Annotated in this window: 19 protein-coding genes; 10 read left to right on the top strand and 9 right to left on the bottom strand. The window is 43.9% G+C overall.

Features of this window, described 5'->3' with window-relative positions; all coding sequences use genetic code 11:
- Window positions 1-9: 9 nt before the first annotated feature.
- From arcA to L9Q39_RS17480, 3 genes are all read right to left on the bottom strand, one after another.
- Window positions 10-1,233, bottom strand: coding sequence for an arginine deiminase (gene arcA / locus L9Q39_RS17490; RefSeq protein ID WP_237486370.1), 1,224 nt, complete (start codon window positions 1,231-1,233; stop codon window positions 10-12).
- 144 nt (window positions 1,234-1,377) lie between these two features.
- Window positions 1,378-2,802 carry a YfcC family protein gene (locus tag L9Q39_RS17485; protein ID WP_237486369.1) on the bottom strand — a complete coding sequence of 475 codons (1,425 nt, stop codon included), beginning with the start codon at window positions 2,800-2,802 and terminating at the stop codon, window positions 1,378-1,380.
- A gap of 559 nt (window positions 2,803-3,361) precedes the next feature.
- Window positions 3,362-4,129 carry a hypothetical protein gene (locus L9Q39_RS17480; RefSeq protein ID WP_237486368.1) on the bottom strand — a complete coding sequence of 256 codons (768 nt, stop codon included), beginning with the start codon at window positions 4,127-4,129 and terminating at the stop codon, window positions 3,362-3,364.
- Window positions 4,130-4,272: 143 nt separating this feature from the next.
- On the opposite strand from L9Q39_RS17480, the gene L9Q39_RS17475 reads away from it, so the two are divergent.
- The 6 genes from L9Q39_RS17475 to L9Q39_RS17450 all read left to right on the top strand — a co-directional run bounded on the left by L9Q39_RS17475 (window position 4,273) and on the right by L9Q39_RS17450 (window position 12,439).
- Complete coding sequence (locus L9Q39_RS17475; RefSeq protein WP_237486367.1) at window positions 4,273-4,662, top strand: DUF4345 domain-containing protein; 390 nt, start codon at window positions 4,273-4,275, stop codon at window positions 4,660-4,662.
- Between the two features lie 9 nt (window positions 4,663-4,671).
- Window positions 4,672-6,174 (top strand): arylsulfatase, encoded by a 1,503-nt coding sequence (locus tag L9Q39_RS17470; protein WP_237486366.1) that lies wholly within the window; start codon window positions 4,672-4,674, stop codon window positions 6,172-6,174.
- 237 nt (window positions 6,175-6,411) lie between these two features.
- Window positions 6,412-7,461 (top strand): HlyD family secretion protein, encoded by a 1,050-nt coding sequence (locus tag L9Q39_RS17465; protein ID WP_237486365.1) that lies wholly within the window; start codon window positions 6,412-6,414, stop codon window positions 7,459-7,461.
- A gap of 11 nt (window positions 7,462-7,472) precedes the next feature.
- Window positions 7,473-8,459 carry a DUF2955 domain-containing protein gene (locus L9Q39_RS17460; protein ID WP_237486364.1) on the top strand — a complete coding sequence of 329 codons (987 nt, stop codon included), beginning with the start codon at window positions 7,473-7,475 and terminating at the stop codon, window positions 8,457-8,459.
- Window positions 8,452-8,886: a MarR family winged helix-turn-helix transcriptional regulator gene (locus L9Q39_RS17455; RefSeq protein ID WP_237486363.1), complete on the top strand. Its 435-nt coding sequence runs from the start codon at window positions 8,452-8,454 to the stop codon at window positions 8,884-8,886. The genes L9Q39_RS17460 and L9Q39_RS17455 overlap by 8 nt, the downstream gene beginning before the upstream one ends.
- 148 nt (window positions 8,887-9,034) lie before the next feature.
- Entirely contained in the window at window positions 9,035-12,439 is a 3,405-nt protein-coding gene (locus L9Q39_RS17450) for a transporter substrate-binding domain-containing protein (RefSeq protein WP_237486362.1), read from the top strand.
- Window positions 12,440-12,509: 70 nt separating this feature from the next.
- On the opposite strand, the gene L9Q39_RS17445 is transcribed toward L9Q39_RS17450, so the two are convergent.
- Both L9Q39_RS17445 and L9Q39_RS17440 read right to left on the bottom strand, forming a co-directional pair.
- A complete protein-coding gene (locus L9Q39_RS17445) occupies window positions 12,510-13,733 on the bottom strand; it encodes an HlyD family secretion protein (protein ID WP_237486361.1) in 1,224 nt (407 codons plus the stop codon).
- Window positions 13,727-14,071, bottom strand: coding sequence for an MFS transporter (locus L9Q39_RS17440; RefSeq protein ID WP_237486360.1), 345 nt, complete (start codon window positions 14,069-14,071; stop codon window positions 13,727-13,729). The genes L9Q39_RS17445 and L9Q39_RS17440 overlap by 7 nt, the downstream gene beginning before the upstream one ends.
- A 253-nt stretch (window positions 14,072-14,324) precedes the next feature.
- Between L9Q39_RS17440 and L9Q39_RS17435 the strand changes: the two genes are divergently transcribed.
- The gene (locus L9Q39_RS17435; RefSeq protein ID WP_237486359.1) at window positions 14,325-15,218 is read left to right on the top strand and encodes a LysR family transcriptional regulator; all 894 of its coding nucleotides are present in this window, start codon (window positions 14,325-14,327) and stop codon (window positions 15,216-15,218) included.
- Window positions 15,219-15,298: 80 nt separating this feature from the next.
- Here L9Q39_RS17435 and L9Q39_RS17430 read toward each other — a convergent pair whose 3' ends face one another.
- Window positions 15,299-15,934 (bottom strand): response regulator, encoded by a 636-nt coding sequence (locus tag L9Q39_RS17430; RefSeq protein WP_237486358.1) that lies wholly within the window; start codon window positions 15,932-15,934, stop codon window positions 15,299-15,301.
- 256 nt (window positions 15,935-16,190) lie between these two features.
- Here L9Q39_RS17430 and L9Q39_RS17425 point away from each other — a divergent pair, with 256 nt between their 5' ends.
- Window positions 16,191-16,463, top strand: coding sequence for a hypothetical protein (locus tag L9Q39_RS17425; protein WP_237486357.1), 273 nt, complete (start codon window positions 16,191-16,193; stop codon window positions 16,461-16,463).
- Here the strand turns inward: L9Q39_RS17425 and L9Q39_RS17420 are convergent.
- From L9Q39_RS17420 to L9Q39_RS17410, 3 genes are all read right to left on the bottom strand, one after another.
- The gene (locus L9Q39_RS17420; protein WP_237486356.1) at window positions 16,449-17,711 is read right to left on the bottom strand and encodes a sensor domain-containing diguanylate cyclase; all 1,263 of its coding nucleotides are present in this window, start codon (window positions 17,709-17,711) and stop codon (window positions 16,449-16,451) included. The two genes, L9Q39_RS17425 and L9Q39_RS17420, sit on opposite strands and share 15 nt — an antisense overlap.
- Window positions 17,712-18,047: 336 nt before the next feature.
- Window positions 18,048-18,563, bottom strand: a complete 516-nt coding sequence (locus tag L9Q39_RS17415; RefSeq protein WP_237486355.1) for an outer membrane beta-barrel protein — start codon at window positions 18,561-18,563, stop codon at window positions 18,048-18,050.
- 204 nt (window positions 18,564-18,767) lie between these two features.
- Window positions 18,768-19,283, bottom strand: coding sequence for an outer membrane beta-barrel protein (locus tag L9Q39_RS17410; protein WP_237486354.1), 516 nt, complete (start codon window positions 19,281-19,283; stop codon window positions 18,768-18,770).
- A 280-nt stretch (window positions 19,284-19,563) separates the two neighbouring features.
- Between L9Q39_RS17410 and L9Q39_RS17405 the strand changes: the two genes are divergently transcribed.
- Together L9Q39_RS17405 and L9Q39_RS17400 are read left to right on the top strand one after the other, a co-directional pair.
- The gene (locus tag L9Q39_RS17405; protein ID WP_237486353.1) at window positions 19,564-20,463 is read left to right on the top strand and encodes a phospholipase A; all 900 of its coding nucleotides are present in this window, start codon (window positions 19,564-19,566) and stop codon (window positions 20,461-20,463) included.
- 310 nt (window positions 20,464-20,773) lie between these two features.
- Window positions 20,774-21,859 carry an efflux RND transporter periplasmic adaptor subunit gene (locus L9Q39_RS17400; RefSeq protein ID WP_237486352.1) on the top strand — a complete coding sequence of 362 codons (1,086 nt, stop codon included), beginning with the start codon at window positions 20,774-20,776 and terminating at the stop codon, window positions 21,857-21,859.
- The last annotated feature ends 2 nt before the right edge of the window (window positions 21,860-21,861 follow it).

The raw sequence follows: 21,861 nt of genomic DNA, 5'->3' as shown, positions 1-21,861 counted from the left end.
CCCCCTTATTTAAATGCCATCACGTTCGATAGGGCAGCTCATACAACGCGCACCACCACGTCCACGCCCAAGCTCATCACCTTGGATTGGTAGAACGGTAATCCCCGCTTTATCGTATTTTTCGTTGGTATAAGCGTTACTTTCATAGCCGATCACGACTCCGGATTTAACGGTCAACACGTTGTTTGCATCTTTCCACTGCTCGCGCTCTGCTTCGAAACTGTCACCGCCGGTGGTGATCAGGTTGAGTTGTCCAACGCCGAGCGCTTTTTCAATCGCTTTAACAAAATAATCTTCTTGCTTAATCGACACGGCACCGGATTCATCACCCGTTAGGCTCCAACATTTCACATCTTTGCGAACGACTTCTGGATAGACCGAGAAAGTATCTTCGCGCATGTGTGTCATTACCGTATCTAAGTGCATACAAGAGCGATGTTTTGGTAGTTCCATGGCGATCACTTGTTTCGCTTGACCATGTTTAAACAGATTGGACGCAAGATGTTCAACGCCTTGCGGCGTAGTGCGCTCTGACATGCCCACTAAAACGCTGCCTTTGCCGATAACTAAAACATCACCGCCTTCAATGGTTGATTTGTCGTAGTTGATGGTTTCATCGTCACCGAAATACTTGATGAAATCTTGCTGGGCAAAAAGAGGATGCCAGCGGTAGATTGCTCGCAGGTGATTGGTTTCGCGCTGACGCGCCGGTTTCGCCATTGGGTTAATGGATACACCACCATAAACCCAGCAAGAAGTATCACGGGTAAATAAATGGTTTGGCAGTGGGTCGATAACAAAGTCAGTAGGCTCGTACAGACCTTGTACCATTGACGATGAACTCTTAGGTAACGAGCTGTAAGCTAGACCACCTGTTAGGATTTTTGCCAATGTGATGTTGGGTAAGTCGTTAAGATAACAACGTACATTATTAGCGAGATGCTTACCTAGGCGATAATCAGACACTTGCTGATTTAATAACCAGTCTTTTGCTTCAGGGATAGCGATCGTCTCCGCTAAAAGATCAGTGAGAAGTAAAACTTCGACGCCTTGGTCACGCAGTGTTTGGGCAAAACCATCATGTTCGGCTCCAGCTCGTTCAACATCCAATACATCGTCAAACAATAAGTCTTGGCAGTTGGAGGGTGTTAAATGAGTTAATGATCTTCTTGGTCGATGAAGAATAACACGACGTAATTGACCAATTTCAGAACCTACATATAATTTGCTCATGATAGAACCTCTTTCATATTAATTAGCTTAAAATATGCAAATAGTCTGCTTAAAAAGCTAACAGGAAAATAAAATATAAAATTAATATTGACGGTGTTGTTTATAGACAACGAAGTAATATGTTTATCTAATCAATTTCGATGACTAAATAACGGTACCTAGACTTAATAAAACAATGCAGAAAAAAGTTAATATGCCGATTAATGGCATGACCCACTTGATCCATTTAATATAAGGAATGCGAGCAATGGCTAAACCACCCATCACTACCGCGGATGTTGGCGTAATTAAATTGACGAGTCCTGATGCAGACTGATACGCGGTAATGACAAGTTCTCGACCTACACCGGCAAAATCGGCTAATGGAGCCATGATCGGCATGGTGAGAACGGCAAGACCCGACGTCGAAGGAACAAGGAACGACAATATAATTTCCAAAAAGAAGATGACATTGACGAATACCACTGACGATAGACCCGTTACCATTTGTTCTGCTGAATTTAGAATGGTGTCGGTGATCATGCCGTTATCCATTACCACTACGATACCGCGAGCGATACCAATAATGAGAGCAACACCCAAGAGGTCACGTGCACCTTCTAAAAAGTTGTTAGTAAAATCTTCTTCGCTCATACGGTCTACAAAGCCAACAAGAACCGTAGCAGCAAGGAACATTGCCGAGATTTCAAGCATCCACCAACCCGCGGCAGACACGCCATAGATCATGACAGCGAACGCACAGCCAAAGATCGCGAGAATGATTTTACGAGTGGTGGTGAACTCAAGTTCTTCCTCTGATCGATTGCCAAGGAAGTGGGCTTTATTTTCTTCGTATTTATCGTGAACAATCGAATTTTTAGGATCGGTGCGAACCAAGCGAGCGTAGCGCATCACGTACCAAACACAGATAACATAGCCGAGAAACAACATAACTAGGCGCAACATAATACCGTCGGTAAACGGAATACCCGAAGCGTTTGCGGCGATCACGGTCGCGAATGGATTAATGGTTGACCCGAGTACGCCAATCCCCGCACCTAATAAGATGGTGGCAGCCGCGACAAGTGGATCAAAGCGAGCTCTCATCATGACTGGAACGAGTAGCGCATAAAAGGGCAGTGATTCCTCAGCCATACCATAAATGGTTCCTCCGGCAGCAAAAAGTGCCATAAGGATAGGTATCATCATTTCCTCACGCCCTTCTAAACGGCGTGTAATGCGTTCGATACCCGCGTCAATCGCTCCCGTTTTTGTCACAAGACCAATGAATCCACCAATGATAAGAATGAAAAAAGCGACATCAATAGCGGCATAGAAGCCTTGAATCGGCGCATAAAAGACATCGACGATACCTTGGGGCGCACTTTCTACAACTTGATAAGTGCCCGCAACAGGTACTTCTCGTCCAAGTTCTTCATTCATTGTGCGGTCATATTGACCAGCAGGAATAACCCATGTGAGAAGAGCCACTAATGCAATTAAAATAAATAAAATGGTATATGCGGAAGGAAATTTTAAATTAGTAAAGAAATTCCCTTTGTTTTTTGATTGATCAATTTGGGTGTTCATAAACACCTCCTGATATCTAAGTAATAAAGAAATTATCCATTAAAAAATGGGCGGGAAATTGATTTCGTGTATTACTCTAAATCAACCAAGTATTACTAACTTTGGGGGTCTTCACAAAAAGAATTTAATAAAGATTTGTGAAATTTACTTCTGAGATAAATAAGTGAATAGGGCAGAATAAAATTCATATTGGAGGGGGGTTAAAATCACTAATATAGGAATTTATGCAATAAAATAGATAATGAGTTTTAGGACGCTTTTTTGATTTAGATCAAAGAGAATTTTCACCTAAAAAATGGAATGAACACAAAACAATCAAATAGTTTGAACCGTGCTATCCAATCGGTGCGTGATCGTGTGCTCTACACCCAAGTGACGACTGAACTCCGCATCTTGAGGTAACTTGGGGATATAAGGGACATTTTGTAGAGTGATGGCAAACGTTTGTGCGACTGACCGGCATCATTCGCGCAGGCATCATTCGCAAAGGCATCGTGTGCGAATGTTGCCTGATTTAATATTGGAATCGACGCCAAAAGCGAAAGCAATAAGCCATTGATTAGAAGTGGGCAGCCCAACCAATTAAGAAACCTTGTGAGGCGGTATCGTATTCAAACGTGCCGTTGTTGTTGTAATCGACCCAAGTTGATTTGTAGGCGACGTTCAAATCAGACCAACCGTTCAGTCGGTAGCGAACACCAGTTAGCAGCGAAGAGGTGAAGTCGGTGTCACTGCCAAGCCCCATATCGATACTGGTATGTACGGTCCAATTATGATGGACCTGTTTGATCCAGCGAATCCCTAGCAGATAATCAATCCAATCTTCATCTAAAGACCTAGAATTCAGGCGTGTGCCGCTGTTTGTGTAGAGTTTAGAATCAATATCATTGTCCCACCAACGTAATCCAACCATATAATCAATCGTCCCGATATCGTATTGATAGCGCTTAAAGCCCTTGACCTCTAACACCCCTTGTCGGATCTCTAGGTCACCATTAAGGATGCCAGTGTTGCCGATGATTGAATCTGATTCACCACTTAACTTCATATAGCTGTAGTCGAGGTAATAGCCCCATTGGTTGTTGTAAATACCTTCAAGACGCAGCATGGCACCCATATCCAAATGGTCGACGATGAATGCAGGATCTACATCCACATCGCTGGATAGGTCACCAATGGTTGTATCTCCGCGAATGTTGAGTGCCTGCAAGTAGATCTCAACACTGTGCTGCCACTGTTTGTTGCCTGTGGGTTCGCTGGGTTGCTGTGCATTGACGACGGAAGTCGCTGCCAAGGTGGGTAAGATCAGGTAACGCCATTTAGCCATATTGATACCTCTAAATCCGATGTGAAGTAAAACAGTGGTGATCGTCCTGTCCTGATGATTCATTTTCAATATATGCAACTTGTATACAGCTGATTGTAGACTATGTTCTTAAAAAAGAGACAAATTCGAAGAAGGTGGGGGATATGAAGTCACAAAGTATTTTTTTGTTGGTCGCTGTCTTAGGTTTAACTCCGATTGCGCTGTCCTACGGGTATTCGCCTGTGGTTTCTCTTGACTACTTATTCGGTATTGATGCTAGCCCCATCAACGTGACGCATATTTTTCGTGCGGTAATGGGGCTCTATTTGGCTCTCGCTCTATTTTGGGTGAGTGGCGCATTGTTCAAAAAGTATCGACTACCTGCGCTTTATAGTCTGGTGGTTTTTATGTTGGGTTTGGCTGCCGGTCGAGTAATCAGCTTGGTATTGGATGGTATGCCTCATTGGCTGCTTGTCGTCTATCTAATACTAGAACTTGGCTTTGGCTTGGTAGGAATAAAAATGGTTCGCAAACAACAATCTGAAACAGTATAAGGACATTCTATGAAGAGAATTCTTCCCCCTGTTATTCTGAGTGTGCTGGGCAGTGTTTCGCTATCAGCATGGTCAGCGCAAGAGCAACCGAATATTTTTGTTATTTTCACTGACGATATTGGCATCTCAAATCTCAGTGCTTATCACAATGGCGTGATGAGCAGTCAAACCCCCAACATTGATAGTATCGCTGAAAAGGGCATGCTATTGACAGACTACTATGCGCAACCGTCTTGTACGGCGGGTCGCTCCGCGTTTTTAACCGGACAATTGCCCGTTAGAACGGGGATGCACTCCGTTGGTCTGCCGGGTGGTCCTGTGGGCTTAAATGCCGACACGCCAACGCTGCCTGAGATCCTAAAAACCATGGGTTATGTCACGGGTCAGTTTGGCAAAAACCACCTTGGTGACAGAGATGAATTCCTACCAACGATGCACGGTTTTGATGAGTACTGGGGTTGGTTATATCACCTGAATGCAATGGAATATACCGAAGATCCCGATTGGCCAAAAGATGGTTCATTGGATGCGTTTGCTCCTCGTAATGTGATTTATGCGAAGTCAGACAATAACGGCGGGCAAACCATTGAGGATGATGGCGCACTGACCATAGAACGTATGCGGACATTAGATGATGAAGTCAACAAGCATGCGATTAACTTTATCGAGAGAGCGGTTGAGGCCAACAAGCCATTCTTCACTTGGTACTGTCCATCCCGTGGTCACGTATGGACACATCTTTCCCCTGAATATGAAGCCATGCTGGGTCAGAACGGTTGGGGGCTTCAAGAAGTGGTCATGAAAGATCTTGACGATCATGTCGGTGAAATGATGGCGAAAATGGAACAGTTGGGCATAGCCGACAATACCATCGTTATTTTCACTGCCGACAACGGACCGGAGATCATGACTTGGCCTGACGGTGGTATGACGCCATTCCACGGCGAAAAAGGCACCACTTGGGAAGGCGGTGTTAGGGCTCCTGCACTGGTTAGTTGGCCCGGCAAGATTCCAGCGGGTAGCGTAGGCAATGGTATCTTTGATGGTATGGATTGGTTACCAACACTCATTGCTGCTGCAGGTGGTCCCACGGATCTCAAACAGAAAATGCTTGAAGGGTACAATGGATTTAAAGCGCACCTTGATGGTTATAACCAAGTGGATATGTTAACCGAAAAAGGCGACTCCAATCGTAAAGAAATCTACTACTACGAGCGAGACAAGTTACAAGCGGTACGTGTTGGGGATTGGAAGGCGCACTTCGTGGTTCAAAATCATGGTTGGAGTGGCCCAAAAGAAGAGCTTAACGCCCCGCTGTTGTTTAATTTACGCCGTGACCCTTATGAACGAGCCGCCGAAGAATCGGGTATGTACTTGAAATGGATGGGAGAGAAAATGTGGGCGTTTGGTCCTGCTCAAGCCGCGGTCCAGCAGCATTTAGCGACTTTCAAACAGTGGCCACCGATGACATCCGAGAGCCCAGCTCAAAACACGGGTGGTGTCGGTAATTAAATAAGCCATTATAGCTGGCTCGAAAGCGACTGTTGGCGCTGCTACTGGATTATGGTCTAGCGTTTATGTCCGAGAATGCTTCAAATCCCCATTCACCAACAATAACTTCTTTTAAAGCCAGATCGATTGAAGAGAGCATTTGCTCTCTTTTTTTTGTAAAAAAACTGATTTTTTGTTGCAATGGAAACAAAAAGGAGTAGAGTTCACACCCTAATTATTGTTGCGATGGAAACTAAAATGAACTCAAAAATTTACAAATACTCTCTCAATGCTGTCTTAGTCACTGCGGTTGGATTCTCAGCATTTTTAATCTCATCTGATAATGTTGCGCCATTCACTACTCAAGCGACTGTTCACAACATGATTGCTTCTGTTGCTCCGCAGGTTTCAGGAGTTGTTAGTCAAGTTAATGTGAAAAATGGGGACTTCGTTAATGTCGGTGACGTGCTATTTAAGGTGGACGGGAGTAGCTATTCGATTCTGGCTGACAAAGCGGAAGCTGAATTGACTCGAGCATCTGAGCTAGATAAGGCTGCCGTTCAATCTATTATGTCTGCAGAAAGGACAATTGAGTTGAGAAAAGTAGCGCTTTCTAATGCCACGTCTGATTACCACAGAGTGCAAAAGCTTCATTCAAGAAAATTGGCTACGACAAAGGAACTCGATGATTCAAACCTTGCACTTGCCTCAGCCAAGAGCGGCTTGGATATAGCGATTGCCGAATATAATCAATTAAAGTCTACCTCCCATGGGAAAGATTTAAACTCTGATATAAAAGTGGCTATGGCAAATTTAGAAACCGCTCAATTGAATTTAGAGCGAACAAGCGTTACGGCGGCTTCAAGTGGTTATATCACCAATCTCCAGTTGCACAGAGGGACTTATGTCAGCAATGGTGAGCATAGTCTTTACTTGGTGGATAAATCGGAATCATGGATATCTGCTGACTTCAATGAAAAAGGCATCGATAAATTATCGGTCGGTACAGAGGTTCGGATAGTTTTTGATGCAAAGCCGGGTTTTGTCTTTACAGGTTATATTACAAGTCAAGATGCTGCCGTGTACGACCAGTACAACCCTAGTAATCAGATTGCTACCGTTAGCAATGATAATCACTGGATTAGAGAGCAACAAAAAGTTCGAACTAGAATTCATGTGATAAATGGCAATGACACGTTAATTGGTGGCTCGAGAGCAACAGTGATGGTTGAAGCGGGTAATCAGTTCGTTGATCGGATTGGCGCTGTATGGATGCAAATGGTTAGCCTATTCCGCTATATCTATTAAGGTAAACCGTAATGTTTAATACCAAGTGCAATGAAGTAATACGAATCACAATGACAATAACTATTTGCATGGTTGCCGGTAAGGTTATGGGATTTGCATCACCTGTTTATCTTGCCTTATATCCAACCATAGCAATGACTAAGTGTAGAGATTATTCATGGTCGGGTTTGGTTGGGATGTTTTACCCAGTGCTATTAGCTGCTTCCACAGCGTTGCTTGTTTGTAATGTATTTGCAGACCATCCTTTTATCATCTGGACGATAAGCTTATTGTTCTTTGACTTTATGAGAAGACGTGCTGTCACTCCACAAGCCGTTGGAAGAATGCTCATGCCTACTTTTAACTGGATATTGGTGGTTATTTTCTCTATCCACACTACAGCATCAATGCCGAATAGAATCCATGAGATTCTATTGTCTATGGCGATCACAATTGTGGTGGCGAAATTATTTGTAGCTATGTTTCCAGTGACAAGCAAAGGCGAAAAATCACCGGTCTTTAAGCCCAAAGAAGTGACGTACTTGAACAGGTTGGTATCATTGGGGTTGATTGGAGGTGGCGTCGCATTTCTTATGATTGTTGATTTGATATCAGCAACGTTCTGTCTAGTTCCTGTTATTGCAGCGGCTACGCAATTTGATAGACAGTCATTTATCAAAACAGTTAATCTCAGATTTGTAACGCAAGTGGGTGGATGTGCAGTTGCTTCTGTGTTTATTGCTTTAATGATGGGGCATCAATCAGTCATTAGCTTTTATACCCTGATTTTAGGTAGTATCATTTTCTTAATATCAAAATGGATGTGTGCGGAGAAAGGTTCGAATCGTGATGTTCATGCTGATGCGCTTTTAGCAACTATGCTCCCAATTCAACTTTATGTTGGTAATGTTAACCTTGGCATGAATAGCACGTTTCTTCGAGCTTTTGAACTTGCCTGCACTTTAGCTATTTTATTTTTCTTATATCATCTAACGAATCGAGTAACAGACCATGAATGAAATCAGAGGCGTCACGGACAGCATAACTTTTGCCATGGATAGAGTGAGTAGTGAGTATAAAACGATGGCAAATGCAAAGCTACGTGCTCGATTGGGAGTTTCAATTGAAGAGCTTGGTGCGCTCATCGCTCTATCAAGTTTAGGTGAAATCAATCAACAGCAATTAGCAGACAGCTTACTTAGAAATAGGTCAAGCACCAAAAGGTTAGTTGATAATTGTGTACAAAAGGCATTGATCAATAGAAGTAATTCAAGCTCGAATTTAAAGAACGTGATGCTAAGTTTAACGGAGGATGGGCAACTAGCAGTGCAGACTGGTAACGATATTATGCGTGATATTAAAGATGATTTATATCAAAACATTACCGAACACGAAATGAAAATCGTTCGAAAAGTATGTGAAAAAATGCTCATTAAAATGAGATAAATTTCAGCACAAAAATGCCCAGTGACTGGCAAAAAAACCTTCCGATACTAAGCCAATCTGGGCGTTAACCGTCTAGGCGAAGGATTAGGGAAGTGATATCTTTACTCAGGTTATTAAATTGTTAACTCTTTCGCTAGCAAGGATGCGTATGAAAGCGACAACCTGTTTGAATTCTTTTATTATTTTATTGTTTGTTTCTATCTGTTCGATTAGCCCTGCACAGGCGATGGAGAAAATTAAGATAGCCTTACCCGAGGGGAGTATTGCGCCTTTTACCTACCTTGAAGACGGGCGACCTACCGGGTATTTCACTGAGTACTATGAGCTTGTTGCTGAAGAAGCCAATGTTGAGCTGGAATGGGAAGTGTTTCCTAATCGCCTGAAGTTGTTAGAACATGCGGTCACGAGTCTGGAAGGTTATATCACCGAAGGTGCCAAGGTCGATCGCTATAATGATGACTTTGTTTTTGGCGATGTGCTGCTTCCGCGCTTTGTCGGGACATTTTGGCGAGAAGGTCAAACAGAGCGTGTTGAGCAGCTGACACTTGAAACGTTGCCAAACTTAATCATTGCCAGTCCAGTTGGCTTTAGTATTACCAACAGTTTTAAGGCGAACTTCCCACAAGCTCAGATCGTCGAGACCGAAAACTTAAAACAAGCCTTGCAGATGGTAGCGCTTGGTACTGCCGATGTGACATTTATTGATGTTGCCACTGGCTTACATATCCAACGAGCGGAACTGATCCCTAACCTACGAGTGCTGCCAGCGCCAGAATTTATCCAATCTCACTTTAAACCTGTGCATGTGATGTACAGCAAAGCATTCCCAGAAGCGTTGAGAAATCGGTTTGAACAGGCACGCGAGCGTCTTGACCCTGCTGATGTCGATGCGCTCAAGCAAAAATGGTTTATTGATTTTCGCAATAATGATGTCGAGCTTAACCTGACCCAAGAAGAACGTAATTGGTTACTAAAGGCACCGACGATTCGAGTCTCTGCTTATGAAAATTTTGCTCCTTTTGTGTATGAAAAAAATGGTCGGTTAAAAGGCTATTCGATTGATTATCTTGACTTGATCGCCAAACGGCTGGGTATCCAATTTGTGTTTGACGCCAGCAAGACTTGGGATCAACAGCTTGATATGGCAAAAGACCGCAATCTCGATGTTTTACAGTTTATCCGTTACCGTGAAGAGATTGATCAGTATATGGACTTTACCTCGTCCTATTTTGAAGGATCTGAAACCGCATTTTTTGGGCGAGCGGGCGCTGAACCGATTGAATCGCTCGATCAAGCAGGTGACAAGGTCATCGCTGCGACGAGGGGTTATCTAGAGCAACGTTATCTAAGTAAAAACTATCCAGAGTTGAATGTTCAGATCTACAGCAACCAAGGAGAGGGAATCAATGCGGTACTGCGGGGTGAGGCAGACTATTACTTGTGCGAAGTTACCACATGTAATACTCACCTCTACAAAAATTTCATTTCTAATGTCGAAATTAAGGGCTACTTGGAAATCGAATCCGTTCATCTTGCCAATAAAGCGCGATTAGCGATACGAGACGACTGGCCTTTGCTGATTTCTGCTGTTGATAAAGCGATTGAGTCGATCACTCGGGATGAACTCCGAGACTTACGCGATAAATGGATGACGATTACCCGTGAACGCAATGATTTGATTGACACCTTGAGCACGGAAGAAAAACAGTGGTTACAACGTCACCCCCGTCTTGCATTCAGTTCGGCATTACGCGCAGCCCCCTTTGGCTATATTGATGACAAAGGGGAACTGGGGGGCGCAGCGGTTGATATCCTTGATCGTTTTGAATCTCACTATGATTTACGCTCACATCTTGTCGCCTACGAAAGCTGGAAAGATACCTATAATGCGCTGGTTGACGGTGAACTTGATTTTGTTATGACGATGAACGTGACGCCAGAACGCAAGAAAGAGCTGCTGTTTACTCATCCGACACACAAGCTCACTTATTCCATTCATACCCAATTAGACAAACAGCTGTTATCGAACATTACCGATTTAATCGGCAAGAAAATTGGTGGTGCCAAAGGCAGTGGTATCGTCGAAAAAATAAAAGCCGAATACCCACAAATAAAAATCGAACAGTATCGGACGCTGCAAGACAGTCTTCGAGCGCTTTCTAATGGCGAAGTGGACGCGGTGATTGAGAATCCGATGATCGTGAGATACCTTGCTCAAACCATGGGAATCAACAATATTAAGGTGTCAGGAGACACTGAATATTCACTTGAGATCGCCATTGGTGTCCATCCCTCTAAACCTGAGCTAGTCAGTTTGTTTAACAAAGTCATTGCATCCATTGGTTCCGAGCAGATGACGCTACTGACCGAGAAGTGGGGCAATGTCACGGTGATCGAGAAAAACCGCTGGCAACCCTATTTACTCTGGGGCTTGGGCATCAGTTTGCTGTTTATTTCGGTCACGGTTTCTATCGCTTATTACAACCGCAGAAAAACACTGGCAATGTTACAGAAAACCAGTCACCAACTAGGTAACGCACAGCGAGTCGCCAAGCTTGGTAGCTTAGAGTTTGATAGTGAAAATCGTCTACATAGCTTGTCCCAAGAGGCTGCACATATTATTGGTGTCGCTCAAGGTCGGTCGATGTCACGTCTCGATTTTGTGCAAATGATTTACCAACCAGACCGCGAGCAGTATCAATCCGCTTGGGCTAAGGCATTAGCAACGGGCTTGGTAAACGTCGAGTACCGTCTTGAACAACCAGATGGACTCAAGTGGGTGAATGAAATTGCCGAATGTCAATTTGGTTCCAATGGCAAGTTAGTCGGCGGTTCGGCGATTATTCAAGATATCAGCTTATTCAAAAGCAGCCAGCAAGCATTGATTGAAGGCCAGAAAGAGCTTAGAGAATTGGCATCGAAACTGCTGAATGTGCAAGAAGAAGAGCGCAAGCGTGTGGCAAGAGAACTGCATGATGATTTAAGCCAGCGTCTTGCCGTGTTGTCGATTGAGGCAGGTACACTCGAAATGACCATAGAAGATGTGACCACCAAACAATCTCTTAAAAAGATAAAGAAAGGGTTGGTTGGCATTGCGGAAGACACACACGGTTTGTCTCGTCGCTTGCACCCATCAATTTTGGATGACTTGGGGCTGGTTGAAGCGTTGCGTTCAGAAATTGATAATTTTAGGCGCAGAGAAGAGATCGAGGTGTCATTTTTCTGCTCTACCAAGAAGCTGGATTTAGCCAGTGACTCTGAACTAGCGGTGTTTCGCATCGTTCAGGAAGCACTGAGAAATGTCTCTAAATATTCAGAAGCTTCAAGAGTCGAAGTGAATATCGCGACCGTTCGTGGCAACTTCGTACTACAAATCACCGATGATGGCATGGGGTTTGATGTTGCAGCGGCACGTATTGCGCCGGGTTTAGGGCTTAAGAGTATGATGGAGCGCTCACGTTTGATTGGTGGGCAACTGGATATCTCATCCGAAGAGAATAAGGGCACGACAATAGAGCTTGTGTTTAATGCCAGCCAGCAGCGACCAATGTAAGGTCAACCTTTGACTATTGAGTAAAAAACCGACCACCAGTCACTGGTGGGCGGTTTTTCGATTTACTCATTTATACTGAATAAAAGTAGTAAATCTGTGCTTTCATTCGGATGATGATGCCACGGATAACATCAAGGAATGAGAGAGCATGGCTTGGCTTTTCGCCGCTTATCCATGCAAGACCGACTGCGCCAACGGGAATGTCATAGCCCTCGGGTTCGTTTAGCTTTAGACGCACAAAGTGGTATTTGTTTTTCACATTCTGCAGTGTCGTTTTAGACACCGATAGTTCACGCCCCATACTTCCCGCTTCGGATTCTCCCGTCGCTTCAACAATGCCCTGAACTTCGGCAGAGAATATTTTGCCTGGGTAGACTGGGGAAGCAAACTCAGCCAGTTGACCTGCTTTGACGTTTCTGATCGCTTGGTGGTTCACTCGCATCAGCACGTACTTTTCGTCGGTGTACATCTGCATACGCGAAAGGATACCCACATATTGACCCTCACGCAGAATAAAGTTGGTCACAAAACCATTTGAAGGGGCATACACTTTGGTCTGGGTTAAGTTCCATTGCGCTTGTGCGTGTTCTTCTTTGACAGTGTTCAATGTCGCTTCTGCATTGAGAACGTTAAGCTTTGCTTTCTCGATATAGATTTTTGACTCGGTGACTTGTACCTGATTGCGCGCAATTTCATTTTCAAGAGATTGAACATTGTTCTTCGCCAGAGAGACCTTGGTACGTTGCTCGTCCATTACACGCTCGGTAATGGTGTATTTCACCTTGTCGTTTTGGGCGATATAGCGATTCAGTGTATTAGTTTGCAATGCGAGGTCATCTTTCGCTGAATCGAGGTTGCTCTTTGAGATCTCAAGATTAATCAAACCGGTTTGATATTGCGTCTGAGACAGTTCGATTTCCTCTTTAGCCACCATGTATTCGACTTCAGCAGCTTGTTTCTTGGTCTCTGCTTGATGCTCGCGGATCTGGTAAATTTCAGAATCTAACTCAAAGATGAGCTGTCCTTTTTCTACCTTTGAATTGGGTTCAATATGTATCTTATGAACCTTGCCTTTGATCTGCGTATTGCCCGGTCTCAGTTGGACATGTGGCGCTTGTACAACCGAACCGCCAGATAAATCCATCGGAGTGTAATTAATGAGCCCGATCCAAACAAAGCCTAACCAAAGTCCGCCGCCAATATAGGCAAACAGCTTGAACGGTTTGTTCCATGGGATCCCAAGCAGACGCAGGATATAGATAAATAGTGACCAAATAGCCAGACCTTCTAACATGATTTATCTCCTTGAGTTTCATCCAGTGAATATTTCGCATCTTTGGCATCACCATGCCATAGATCGCGCAGACGAATGATGGCTTGCTCAGCATCGAGGAAAGCGATAATGATGGCGAGAACCCAAACCCAGTGCCAGACAAAGCCAACCCAGGTGAGTATGGTAATAAGCCCTAACTGGCGGTGTTCACTAGCATGAGCTTTATGAATGGGAAGTTCGTGTAGTTTCCAGAACGCAATAGCGGCGGCGCAAACGGACACTATCAGGACGAAGGCTGCAATGCCATGAAGCACAATATCGCTGGTACTGTCGACAAAAGGAACGCTGACTAGACTCATAACCTTTCTCCTCAATAAGGATAAATATGTATTCTGTTGGGTAACAAAATTGGGATTGGTTAGATCTTAAGTCATGGCAAGAAATTCACAGCTCGTAAAATTGCTAGTCGGTGAAACAATAAATACCAGTGAGCGGTTTGGGCATTGACGTCAGCACTGAACGCTTTCACTCAACACTAGTAAATTCCCGAGGGGTATTGGCAACCACAACAGGCTAGCATAATTGACAGTAATCATTATTTGGTGCCAATCAATGCAAATTCAGAGTAAAGAGGTGTTGTTCTTTGTGGAGGTCACGAATTTTTCAAGCTTCAGTGACGCGGCTGAGGCGATGAATATTCCGCAACCCACCGTGAGTCGTAGAATTTTAGAGCTGGAAGGAAAAATCAGATCGCAGCTGTTTTTGCGCTCGAAAGCTGGCGTTGTGCTGACAGAATTTGGTGAGCAGTTTCTAAGTGGAGCGATTGAAGTAAAGCAGAGCTTGAATGCATTGAAGAAGCTTGCGACCCAAGAGTCGGAGAACCCTTGTCATGTCGTGGTCGAAGCCCTTCAACCTATTGCTACTTTATTGGTGAATGATTTTCTTCCTTACTTTAGAACCTTGCACCCTGACGTGGTTTTGGAGGTGCGTTCGCTAACCAATCGAGAGCAACACCGCAAAGTGGGGGAAGTGCTAAGGCTTCAGAGTCACAAAATGGAGACGAGAAACAATTGCGTGATTCACTTCCTGCAAGCCGAGAGAAATTTTTATGCGCCGCCTCAATTGTTAACTCGTTACCCAGAGATTCAACACCCGGAAGATATTCTGCACACTGGCATTCCATGTATTGCGATTCAGCAACCTAGCAAAGAAATTGGTCGATGGCACTATAAGATGGGCAATAAATTTCATGAACTCAAAGTTAACCCAACGCTGATAGTCGATGATGCGATTAAAGCACGAGATGCCTTGTTAAACGATATTGGGGTATCGTGGAACTTTGATATTGTGATGAATGATTCCGTGAAAAACGGAGCTGCGGTCACGTTGTTTGAACAGAGCTTTTCTAGCCAAGAGAATGCTTACATTACTTATAAAGCAACGAAGCAATTGACAGAGCCTGAACACTGTTTTGTCGAGGCTCTGTTGTCATATTATGTCGTTTAAATAGTGCGGCTTAAATATAGCGTTTGTAATATAGCGTACGCAAAATAGTGTTTGCAATTTAGCGTCTGCAATCTAGCGGGTTACACCAAGCCGTTTTTGATGGCAAAAGGAACCAGCTCACTGGCACTATTGAGCTTGAGTATTTCTACCATCTTATATTTGTGGAACTCAACTGTTCGGCTTGAGACATTGAGGATATTGGCAATTTCTTTGGCTGAGTGACTTTCGGCAAGAAGCTGTAGAACCTGTCTTTGGCGAGAGGTCAGAATATCAAGTGGGTCTTCTGCCTTTCCTTGATTGTTCTTGTAAGCATCCATGATGTCTGCGGCGAGCGTTGGAGTGATATAGGTCTTATTAAGCAGCACGGTTTTAATGGCGGTGAGCAATTCTTCTGGAGCCGCGTGCTTTAGTAAGTATCCGTGGACACCAATATCCAGCGCTTTCATCGCATATTTAAGCTCAGGGTGCATCGTTAACAGAACGATCTTTACCTCTTTGTTGGTCGCGATAATTTTTTCGGCTGCGTTGATGCCGTTCATGATTGGCATTGAAATATCGGAAACGATGATGTCTGGTTTTAGCTCTTTTGCTTTTTGAACTAAGGCATTGCCGTCTTCGACGATGGCAACCACTTCATATTCGCTCGCCAGTAAATTTTTAATGCCTTCAGCGACCATCGTGTGGTCGTCTGCAAGCAATACCGTTTTCGGTGTCATAGCTACTTCCTTTGTATCCTGATACTCATCACTGTAGCGTTATCACTTTCAACTCTCAAGTGATTGTTCAGCCGATCATAAAGGAAATACTCGTGATACAAACTAGTAATTTTTCGAGTATCCCAAATCATTGAACACGGCGACAATCTGATCATAGTAAATGGAGAATTGACATAAAATGAAGGTTCAATTTATTGGTGATGAAAGGTTGTTTATTGCGGTAAAAAATTTATGCTTTCGGCTGAGCGAAATACACTTGAATTACGGGCAAATTGACGTCGCTGACAGTGACGAAGGCATCCATGGGCTCATACTCGACAGCAAATGGTTCCGTGATTTTTTTGCGCAATCTGATTTAATCCTCGCGTACAGAGTCGTGGTGATTGGTCCTTACGTCGATGACTTTAGTCGCGCATCATTTACCCCGAATCTTCAATATACCTATATTGCGTATAGTGAGCTGGAGTCTAAACTGGTGCCACTGTTGGAATCGATGATGGCATCATTTCACCATCTAGATCGCGAGTAAGTGTTCATGTCGGCGATTTTTGATGCAAACGCGATCTTTACCCTTGGCTTTGGCGGTGTACAACAAACGGTCTGTTCGTTGCACAAGCGCATCTAAACATTGGTCTTCACTTACTGTATCCATATAGCTAATACCAATACTTACCGTCGCGCTAAATGCCTGATTGTGAGCGCTGTAAAGGTGGGTATTTCTGAACTTCTCACAGATGGTTTGCGCTACACATTGTATGTGCTGCATGGATAGTTGGGGAACAAAAGCAATAAACTCTTCGCCTCCCCAGCGACCCGTCATACCACCGACACTCGCGATGGTCTCATTGGCGATATTCGATAACGTTCGAATGACATCATCGCCGACACCGTGACCATAGGTATCATTAATCTGCTTAAAATTGTCTATGTCCATTAGTAAGCAGGTGAGTGGTGAGTGCTGGGTGATCTGATCTTGTGCCCAACTATAAACGGCTCTGCGATTCAACAGTCCGGTGAGATCATCATGATTGGCTTGGTATTTAAGCTGATTTTCCAACGCCACTTTGTCTGTGACATCTTCAAGCACCACTTGCACCGCCAATTCTCCTTGCCAGTAAATAACGTTGTCATAGATATTGAAATATCGACTGATGCCGTCTAAGCCAATATTTTTCACAACACTGCTCGCTTTAGGATGCTTGCTCTCTATTAGTTCGGCATATCGCTGTTGAGCGCCTTCGATCACATGACTAGGCAGCAGTGGCAGAATGGTTTCCATGTCGAGGACTTGCTCAACCGAATCGCCGCCTTGCAGTTTCACCCAGGAGTTATTGACGAAGAGTGGCTTAAATGCTCTGTGGACAAGTATCCCCTGAGCAGAGTGTAAGATCATATCGCGAAACATCTGGTCTTGTTCTCGAGCTTTTAGGCACTGTGAGTAAGTAAACTGTATGTCAATGATCGTCATCTCTACAGCAGGTCGATTAAGCCACTCTGTTTTGTTAAGAATCAGTAGTACTGGGATAGTCCCTAGATATTGATTCTTCATGTCGAGAAGTTGTGGTTGAGATGTCGTATTGCCTTGCAGAATCAGTGCAATCTCGGCGTCAATTCGTTCTCTCTCTGTGTCAGCAAACAGATCAATCAACGACAGCGGTAGCGTGGTTGGTTGTTGGACACCCCCAAGAAGATGACAGAGCTCTTCACTCATCTCGACAATGTGACTGTCACAGACTTTAGCAGAGCCATAAATCAGGTTCATTTCTGGGTGGGGCATGGTTCAACTTCCTCTTTCGTTGGTATTGCATTGACGTACGCCCTGATGGAATGTCAATCACTGGTCGATCTAGTGAGGGCAGGCGGTGATTATATCGACAACGGCAATTGAGCGCGATGACGGGTTAAGTATGCTTCCATACGATAAGTGAATACATACAAATACCGTGCAGGAACAGCCTTAAGCCGTATGCATTTATGCTGACAATGACGTATGGTGCTGAGTCGTTATATCGTTGGAGCGGCACTTTGACCTATTATGACCGCATTTGTTTTTAGTGTTAACAAAAAAGAGTGAGCTAAATGCTCACTCTTTCTGTCTACTCGCGCGCAAAACTTAGAAGCGGTAGTCGACAGAGACCATAATTTGTTGAGTGCTATCGATTTCTACATTGTTTTCTTCAAAGTCTTGTGCAAGGTAGCGATACGACAGTTCAGTGGTCCAGTTATCGTTGATAACGTACATTGCGCCGACTTGACCACCCCAAACAAATTCTGTTGCACTTTCGTCTGCCACTTCACTGTCTGCAGCGCCTAACGAAACACCAGCAAACAAGTTGATGTCTTCGTGAACTGGCAGTAGGTAATCATAAGAGGCGATGAACTTACTTTGCTCTAGCTTATCCATATAACCATAGGTCGCCATTACGCGGTGACTGTCATCAAGAATGGCACCACTACGGATTTCAAAAGAAGCATCTTCGCCGTTGGTTGTGTTGTGACCGCTGACGTCATCGTTTTGATAACCGACACCGGCACCGACAAACCAATCTACACCGAAGTCTGAAGCGAATGTTGGTGCTGTCGCAAGAGCGGTTAGAAGTAATGTAGAGGTTGCTGTTAGCTTTTTCATAATAAAATCCTAAATATAAATGTGGTATTAAAAAGTGATTGAGCCAAATATTAATGGAGAGTCATTATTGGCTATAAATTATGATTCAAATATTGCATTCGTTAACGGTAAATTTGACTAGAAACTTACAAATTATATGATTGTCAATAGATCAGGTGTATTATTTAAAGAGCGCGATTTACCCTCTTTAAATGTATGTTCTTGTTAGAAATGGTAGTCGACGGAAACCATTACTTGCTGAGAGTTGTCGATTTCCACATGGTTCTCTTCAAAGTCTTGTGCTAAATATCGATAAGACACTTCAGTGGTCCAATTATCATTAATGACATACATCGCACCGACTTGACCGCCCCAGACAAATTCAGTCGAGCTTTCGTTTGCCACGTCACTGTCTACAGCGCCTAATGACACACCAGCAAACAGGTTAATATTGTCGTAGACAGGCAGTAGGTAGTCGTATGACGTTAGGAATTTGTGCTGTTCAAGTTTATCCATGTAACCATAGGTGGCTGATAATCTGTGGTGTTGTTGCAAAATTGCACCACTACGAATTTCAAAGGTGGCATCTTCACCGTTGCTTGCGTTAACACCGCTTACATCGTCATTTTGATAACCGACACCGGCACCAACAAACCAGTCCACATCGAAACCCGACGAGTAGGTAGGTGCGGTAACAAGTGCTGTAAGCAGAAGCGTAGAGATAGTGGTTAACTTTTTCATAATTACATCCTAAATATATAACGTGGCTTAAAATAGGTAGCCAGGGTTTTATGCGTTGTCCCTTTTGGCTTGACGCTATAATCGCAAGTTTTTTTGTTTGCAATAACTGTAAAAGTTACTAGTGAACCTAGGTAAAATTACTAGTCAGGATAAATAACTTAATGACTCGTCAGGTAAAGCAACTTAATTAGTAGTATTACTAGTTAAGGTATTTATTGATATTGTTTAATATTTGCTCTATAGAATAAATAACAACGTGTCCAAATTTAGAGAGTTTAATATGAAAGGTATAAATAGAAATATTGTTAAAGTCTGCGTTTTATTTCCTGTGAGTTTTTCTTTAGTGGCACATGAAAGTAATGAACACGATGAAGGAGAACCCGCCAAACTGTCAGCGGTAGAAGAACGACTTCAACTTGAACATGAGACACAAGATAACCCGTTTGTGCTTACACCGCACAAAATGAACTATATCCTTCCATATACCAAAACGAATTCGATCAATAGAGAGGCGTACACCAGCAATCCGAGCTGGCAGGAGAACTTTGATGATCAGGAAGCCAAGATCCAACTGAGTATAAAAGTACCGCTTAACTATGGTGATATGTTTGTTGAAGGTGATGCACTTTACTTTGGCTTTACCGCTCAATCTTGGTGGCAAATTTATTCGGATGACATTTCAGCGCCATTTAGAGAGACCAATTACCAGCCTGAGCTGTTCTATGCGGCACCGACTAACTGGACCCACTTTGACCACAAGTTTGCTTGGGGTGCTGGGGTTGAACACCAATCCAATGGTCGAAGTGAGCCCCTATCAAGAAGTTGGAATAGAGCGTATTTACTGGCGCTATGGGAGCAAGACAATACGGCCTTTGCCATTCGACCTTGGGTAAGAATAAGTGAAAGTGCAGAAGATGACGACAATCCAGATATCGACGACTACATGGGCAACTTTGAAGCCACCGCGGCGTACAAATATCAGAACATAAAACTGTTCGGTTTGGTTCGTAATAACTTTTCGACCCACAAAGGGTTTGTTGAGTTGGGTGTCACGTTCCCTATCTGGAAGCGTCTACGAGGCTACATTCAATATACCGATGGTTATGGAGAGTCATTGATTGACTATAACCACTCTCAACGTCGCTATGGTATCGGTCTCGCGTTGACGGACCCGATTTGATTTTCATTCCCTTGCTGTAACTATTGTCATGGCAATCTATGCCATGACAACTTATGTGATAGCGACTTATTGGTCATCACCGACTCTTTTTTGCTGACTTTCTCTTGGGCAAGTCAGCCGTATTTTTGCGGCTGGTTAGAAACAATTCGCCTTACGACTAGTAATTTTTACAGGTGTGACTAGTAACTCCCCGAGTATCGGCTTTTACCTTCATCCCCCACAATTACCTCATCAAATACGAAACGGGTTCGGTGAACTCAACTGCGGTTCACCGACAATTCACACTAAACCCAAAACTGAAGGTATGATTATGAAAAGCCAATCAAAAAATACCCTAGTTGCACTTGCTATTGCTGCCGCCATTACGGGTTGCAGCCAAGAAGAAGTGAAAGTTGTCGATAAGTCACCACGTCCAGTTAATGTGGTGGAACTTGGTGCTCAAGATTCGACGTATCAACAATTTTTTGCCGGACGCCTTGAGTCCGTAGACGAAGCCAATGTTGCTTTCCGCGTACCGGGCACCATTACCGAGGTGTATGTTGCACCGGGTGATATGGTCAGAAAAGGCGACAAACTGGCGCAACTTGATCAGCACGACTATCAAGTTGCACTGATGGAGCTACAGGCTCGCTTGAGTGAATCTGAGTCTGCCCACCGACTGGCAAGTTCTGAACTACGCCGCGTAAAACAAGCGATAGCAGACAATGCGATTGCAACCGTGAATCTTGACCGTGCAAAAAGTGGTTATGAACGCACTAAAGCCGCGATAGAAGTGGTTCAGCAAAACATCAAAAAAGCCGAAGATGCGATTCGTTATACCACGTTGATTGCCCCGTTTGACGGTGTCATTGGTGAACAAAACAGTGAACAGTTTGAACAAGTTCTGCCGGGCATTCCTGCCTTTAAAATTCATAAGCCTTCTAAGCTTCAAGCGGAAATAGACGTACCAGAAAGCCTGATTGAGCGTTTCGATTATGGTCAAACGGCGATGGTGTTTTGGCATAGTGCTGAGGTAAGCCTTTCGGCCGTCGCGACGGAAATCGGCACGGTGCCTCACCCAATTAAGCAAACTTATTCCGTGGTTTTCGAGCTTGATGAAAACGAAGCCACTTTGCTACCAGGAAAATCGGTGATCGTTGAAGCCCAGTTTGATACCGCTGCCGATGTACATTGTTTGCCTTACTCAACGCTATTTCAATATCAAGGTTCGGACAGTGTCTATGTCGTTCAAGATTCAAAAGCAGTAGCAACACCGGTAAAAGTTAAGCACCTATTAGGCAATGATGTGTGTGTAAGTGGAGCTATTCAATCGGGTGACAATGTTATTACGGCAGGTGTCGGCTTCCTTAAACCAAACCAAATGGTGGGTGACCTCATCGTAGTGGACAAAGACTAAGG

The sequence above is a fragment of the Vibrio hippocampi genome (assembly GCF_921292975.1).
Lineage (GTDB): Bacteria > Pseudomonadota > Gammaproteobacteria > Enterobacterales > Vibrionaceae > Vibrio > Vibrio hippocampi.
Note: the sequence above shows the minus strand (reverse complement) of the source record. Positions and strands in the feature narration are given on the sequence as shown.

Excerpts from the sequence above, each read along its gene's own strand:
- L9Q39_RS17440 (WP_237486360.1), bottom strand. The coding sequence starts at position 14,071 with ATGAGTCTAGTCAGCGTTCCTTTTGTCGACAGTACCAGCGATATTGTG.
- L9Q39_RS17415 (WP_237486355.1), bottom strand. The coding sequence starts at position 18,563 with ATGAAAAAGCTAACAGCAACCTCTACATTACTTCTAACCGCTCTTGCG.
- L9Q39_RS17430 (WP_237486358.1), bottom strand. The coding sequence starts at position 15,934 with ATGACACCGAAAACGGTATTGCTTGCAGACGACCACACGATGGTCGCT.
- L9Q39_RS17455 (WP_237486363.1), top strand. The coding sequence starts at position 8,452 with ATGAATGAAATCAGAGGCGTCACGGACAGCATAACTTTTGCCATGGAT.
- arcA (WP_237486370.1), bottom strand. The coding sequence starts at position 1,233 with ATGAGCAAATTATATGTAGGTTCTGAAATTGGTCAATTACGTCGTGTT.
- L9Q39_RS17470 (WP_237486366.1), top strand. The coding sequence starts at position 4,672 with ATGAAGAGAATTCTTCCCCCTGTTATTCTGAGTGTGCTGGGCAGTGTT.
- L9Q39_RS17450 (WP_237486362.1), top strand. The coding sequence starts at position 9,035 with ATGAAAGCGACAACCTGTTTGAATTCTTTTATTATTTTATTGTTTGTT.
- L9Q39_RS17400 (WP_237486352.1), top strand. The coding sequence starts at position 20,774 with ATGAAAAGCCAATCAAAAAATACCCTAGTTGCACTTGCTATTGCTGCC.
- L9Q39_RS17480 (WP_237486368.1), bottom strand. The coding sequence starts at position 4,129 with ATGGCTAAATGGCGTTACCTGATCTTACCCACCTTGGCAGCGACTTCC.
- L9Q39_RS17475 (WP_237486367.1), top strand. The coding sequence starts at position 4,273 with ATGAAGTCACAAAGTATTTTTTTGTTGGTCGCTGTCTTAGGTTTAACT.
- L9Q39_RS17435 (WP_237486359.1), top strand. The coding sequence starts at position 14,325 with ATGCAAATTCAGAGTAAAGAGGTGTTGTTCTTTGTGGAGGTCACGAAT.
- L9Q39_RS17485 (WP_237486369.1), bottom strand. The coding sequence starts at position 2,802 with ATGAACACCCAAATTGATCAATCAAAAAACAAAGGGAATTTCTTTACT.
- L9Q39_RS17445 (WP_237486361.1), bottom strand. The coding sequence starts at position 13,733 with ATGTTAGAAGGTCTGGCTATTTGGTCACTATTTATCTATATCCTGCGT.
- L9Q39_RS17410 (WP_237486354.1), bottom strand. The coding sequence starts at position 19,283 with ATGAAAAAGTTAACCACTATCTCTACGCTTCTGCTTACAGCACTTGTT.
- L9Q39_RS17465 (WP_237486365.1), top strand. The coding sequence starts at position 6,412 with ATGAACTCAAAAATTTACAAATACTCTCTCAATGCTGTCTTAGTCACT.
- L9Q39_RS17405 (WP_237486353.1), top strand. The coding sequence starts at position 19,564 with ATGAAAGGTATAAATAGAAATATTGTTAAAGTCTGCGTTTTATTTCCT.
- L9Q39_RS17420 (WP_237486356.1), bottom strand. The coding sequence starts at position 17,711 with ATGCCCCACCCAGAAATGAACCTGATTTATGGCTCTGCTAAAGTCTGT.
- L9Q39_RS17460 (WP_237486364.1), top strand. The coding sequence starts at position 7,473 with ATGTTTAATACCAAGTGCAATGAAGTAATACGAATCACAATGACAATA.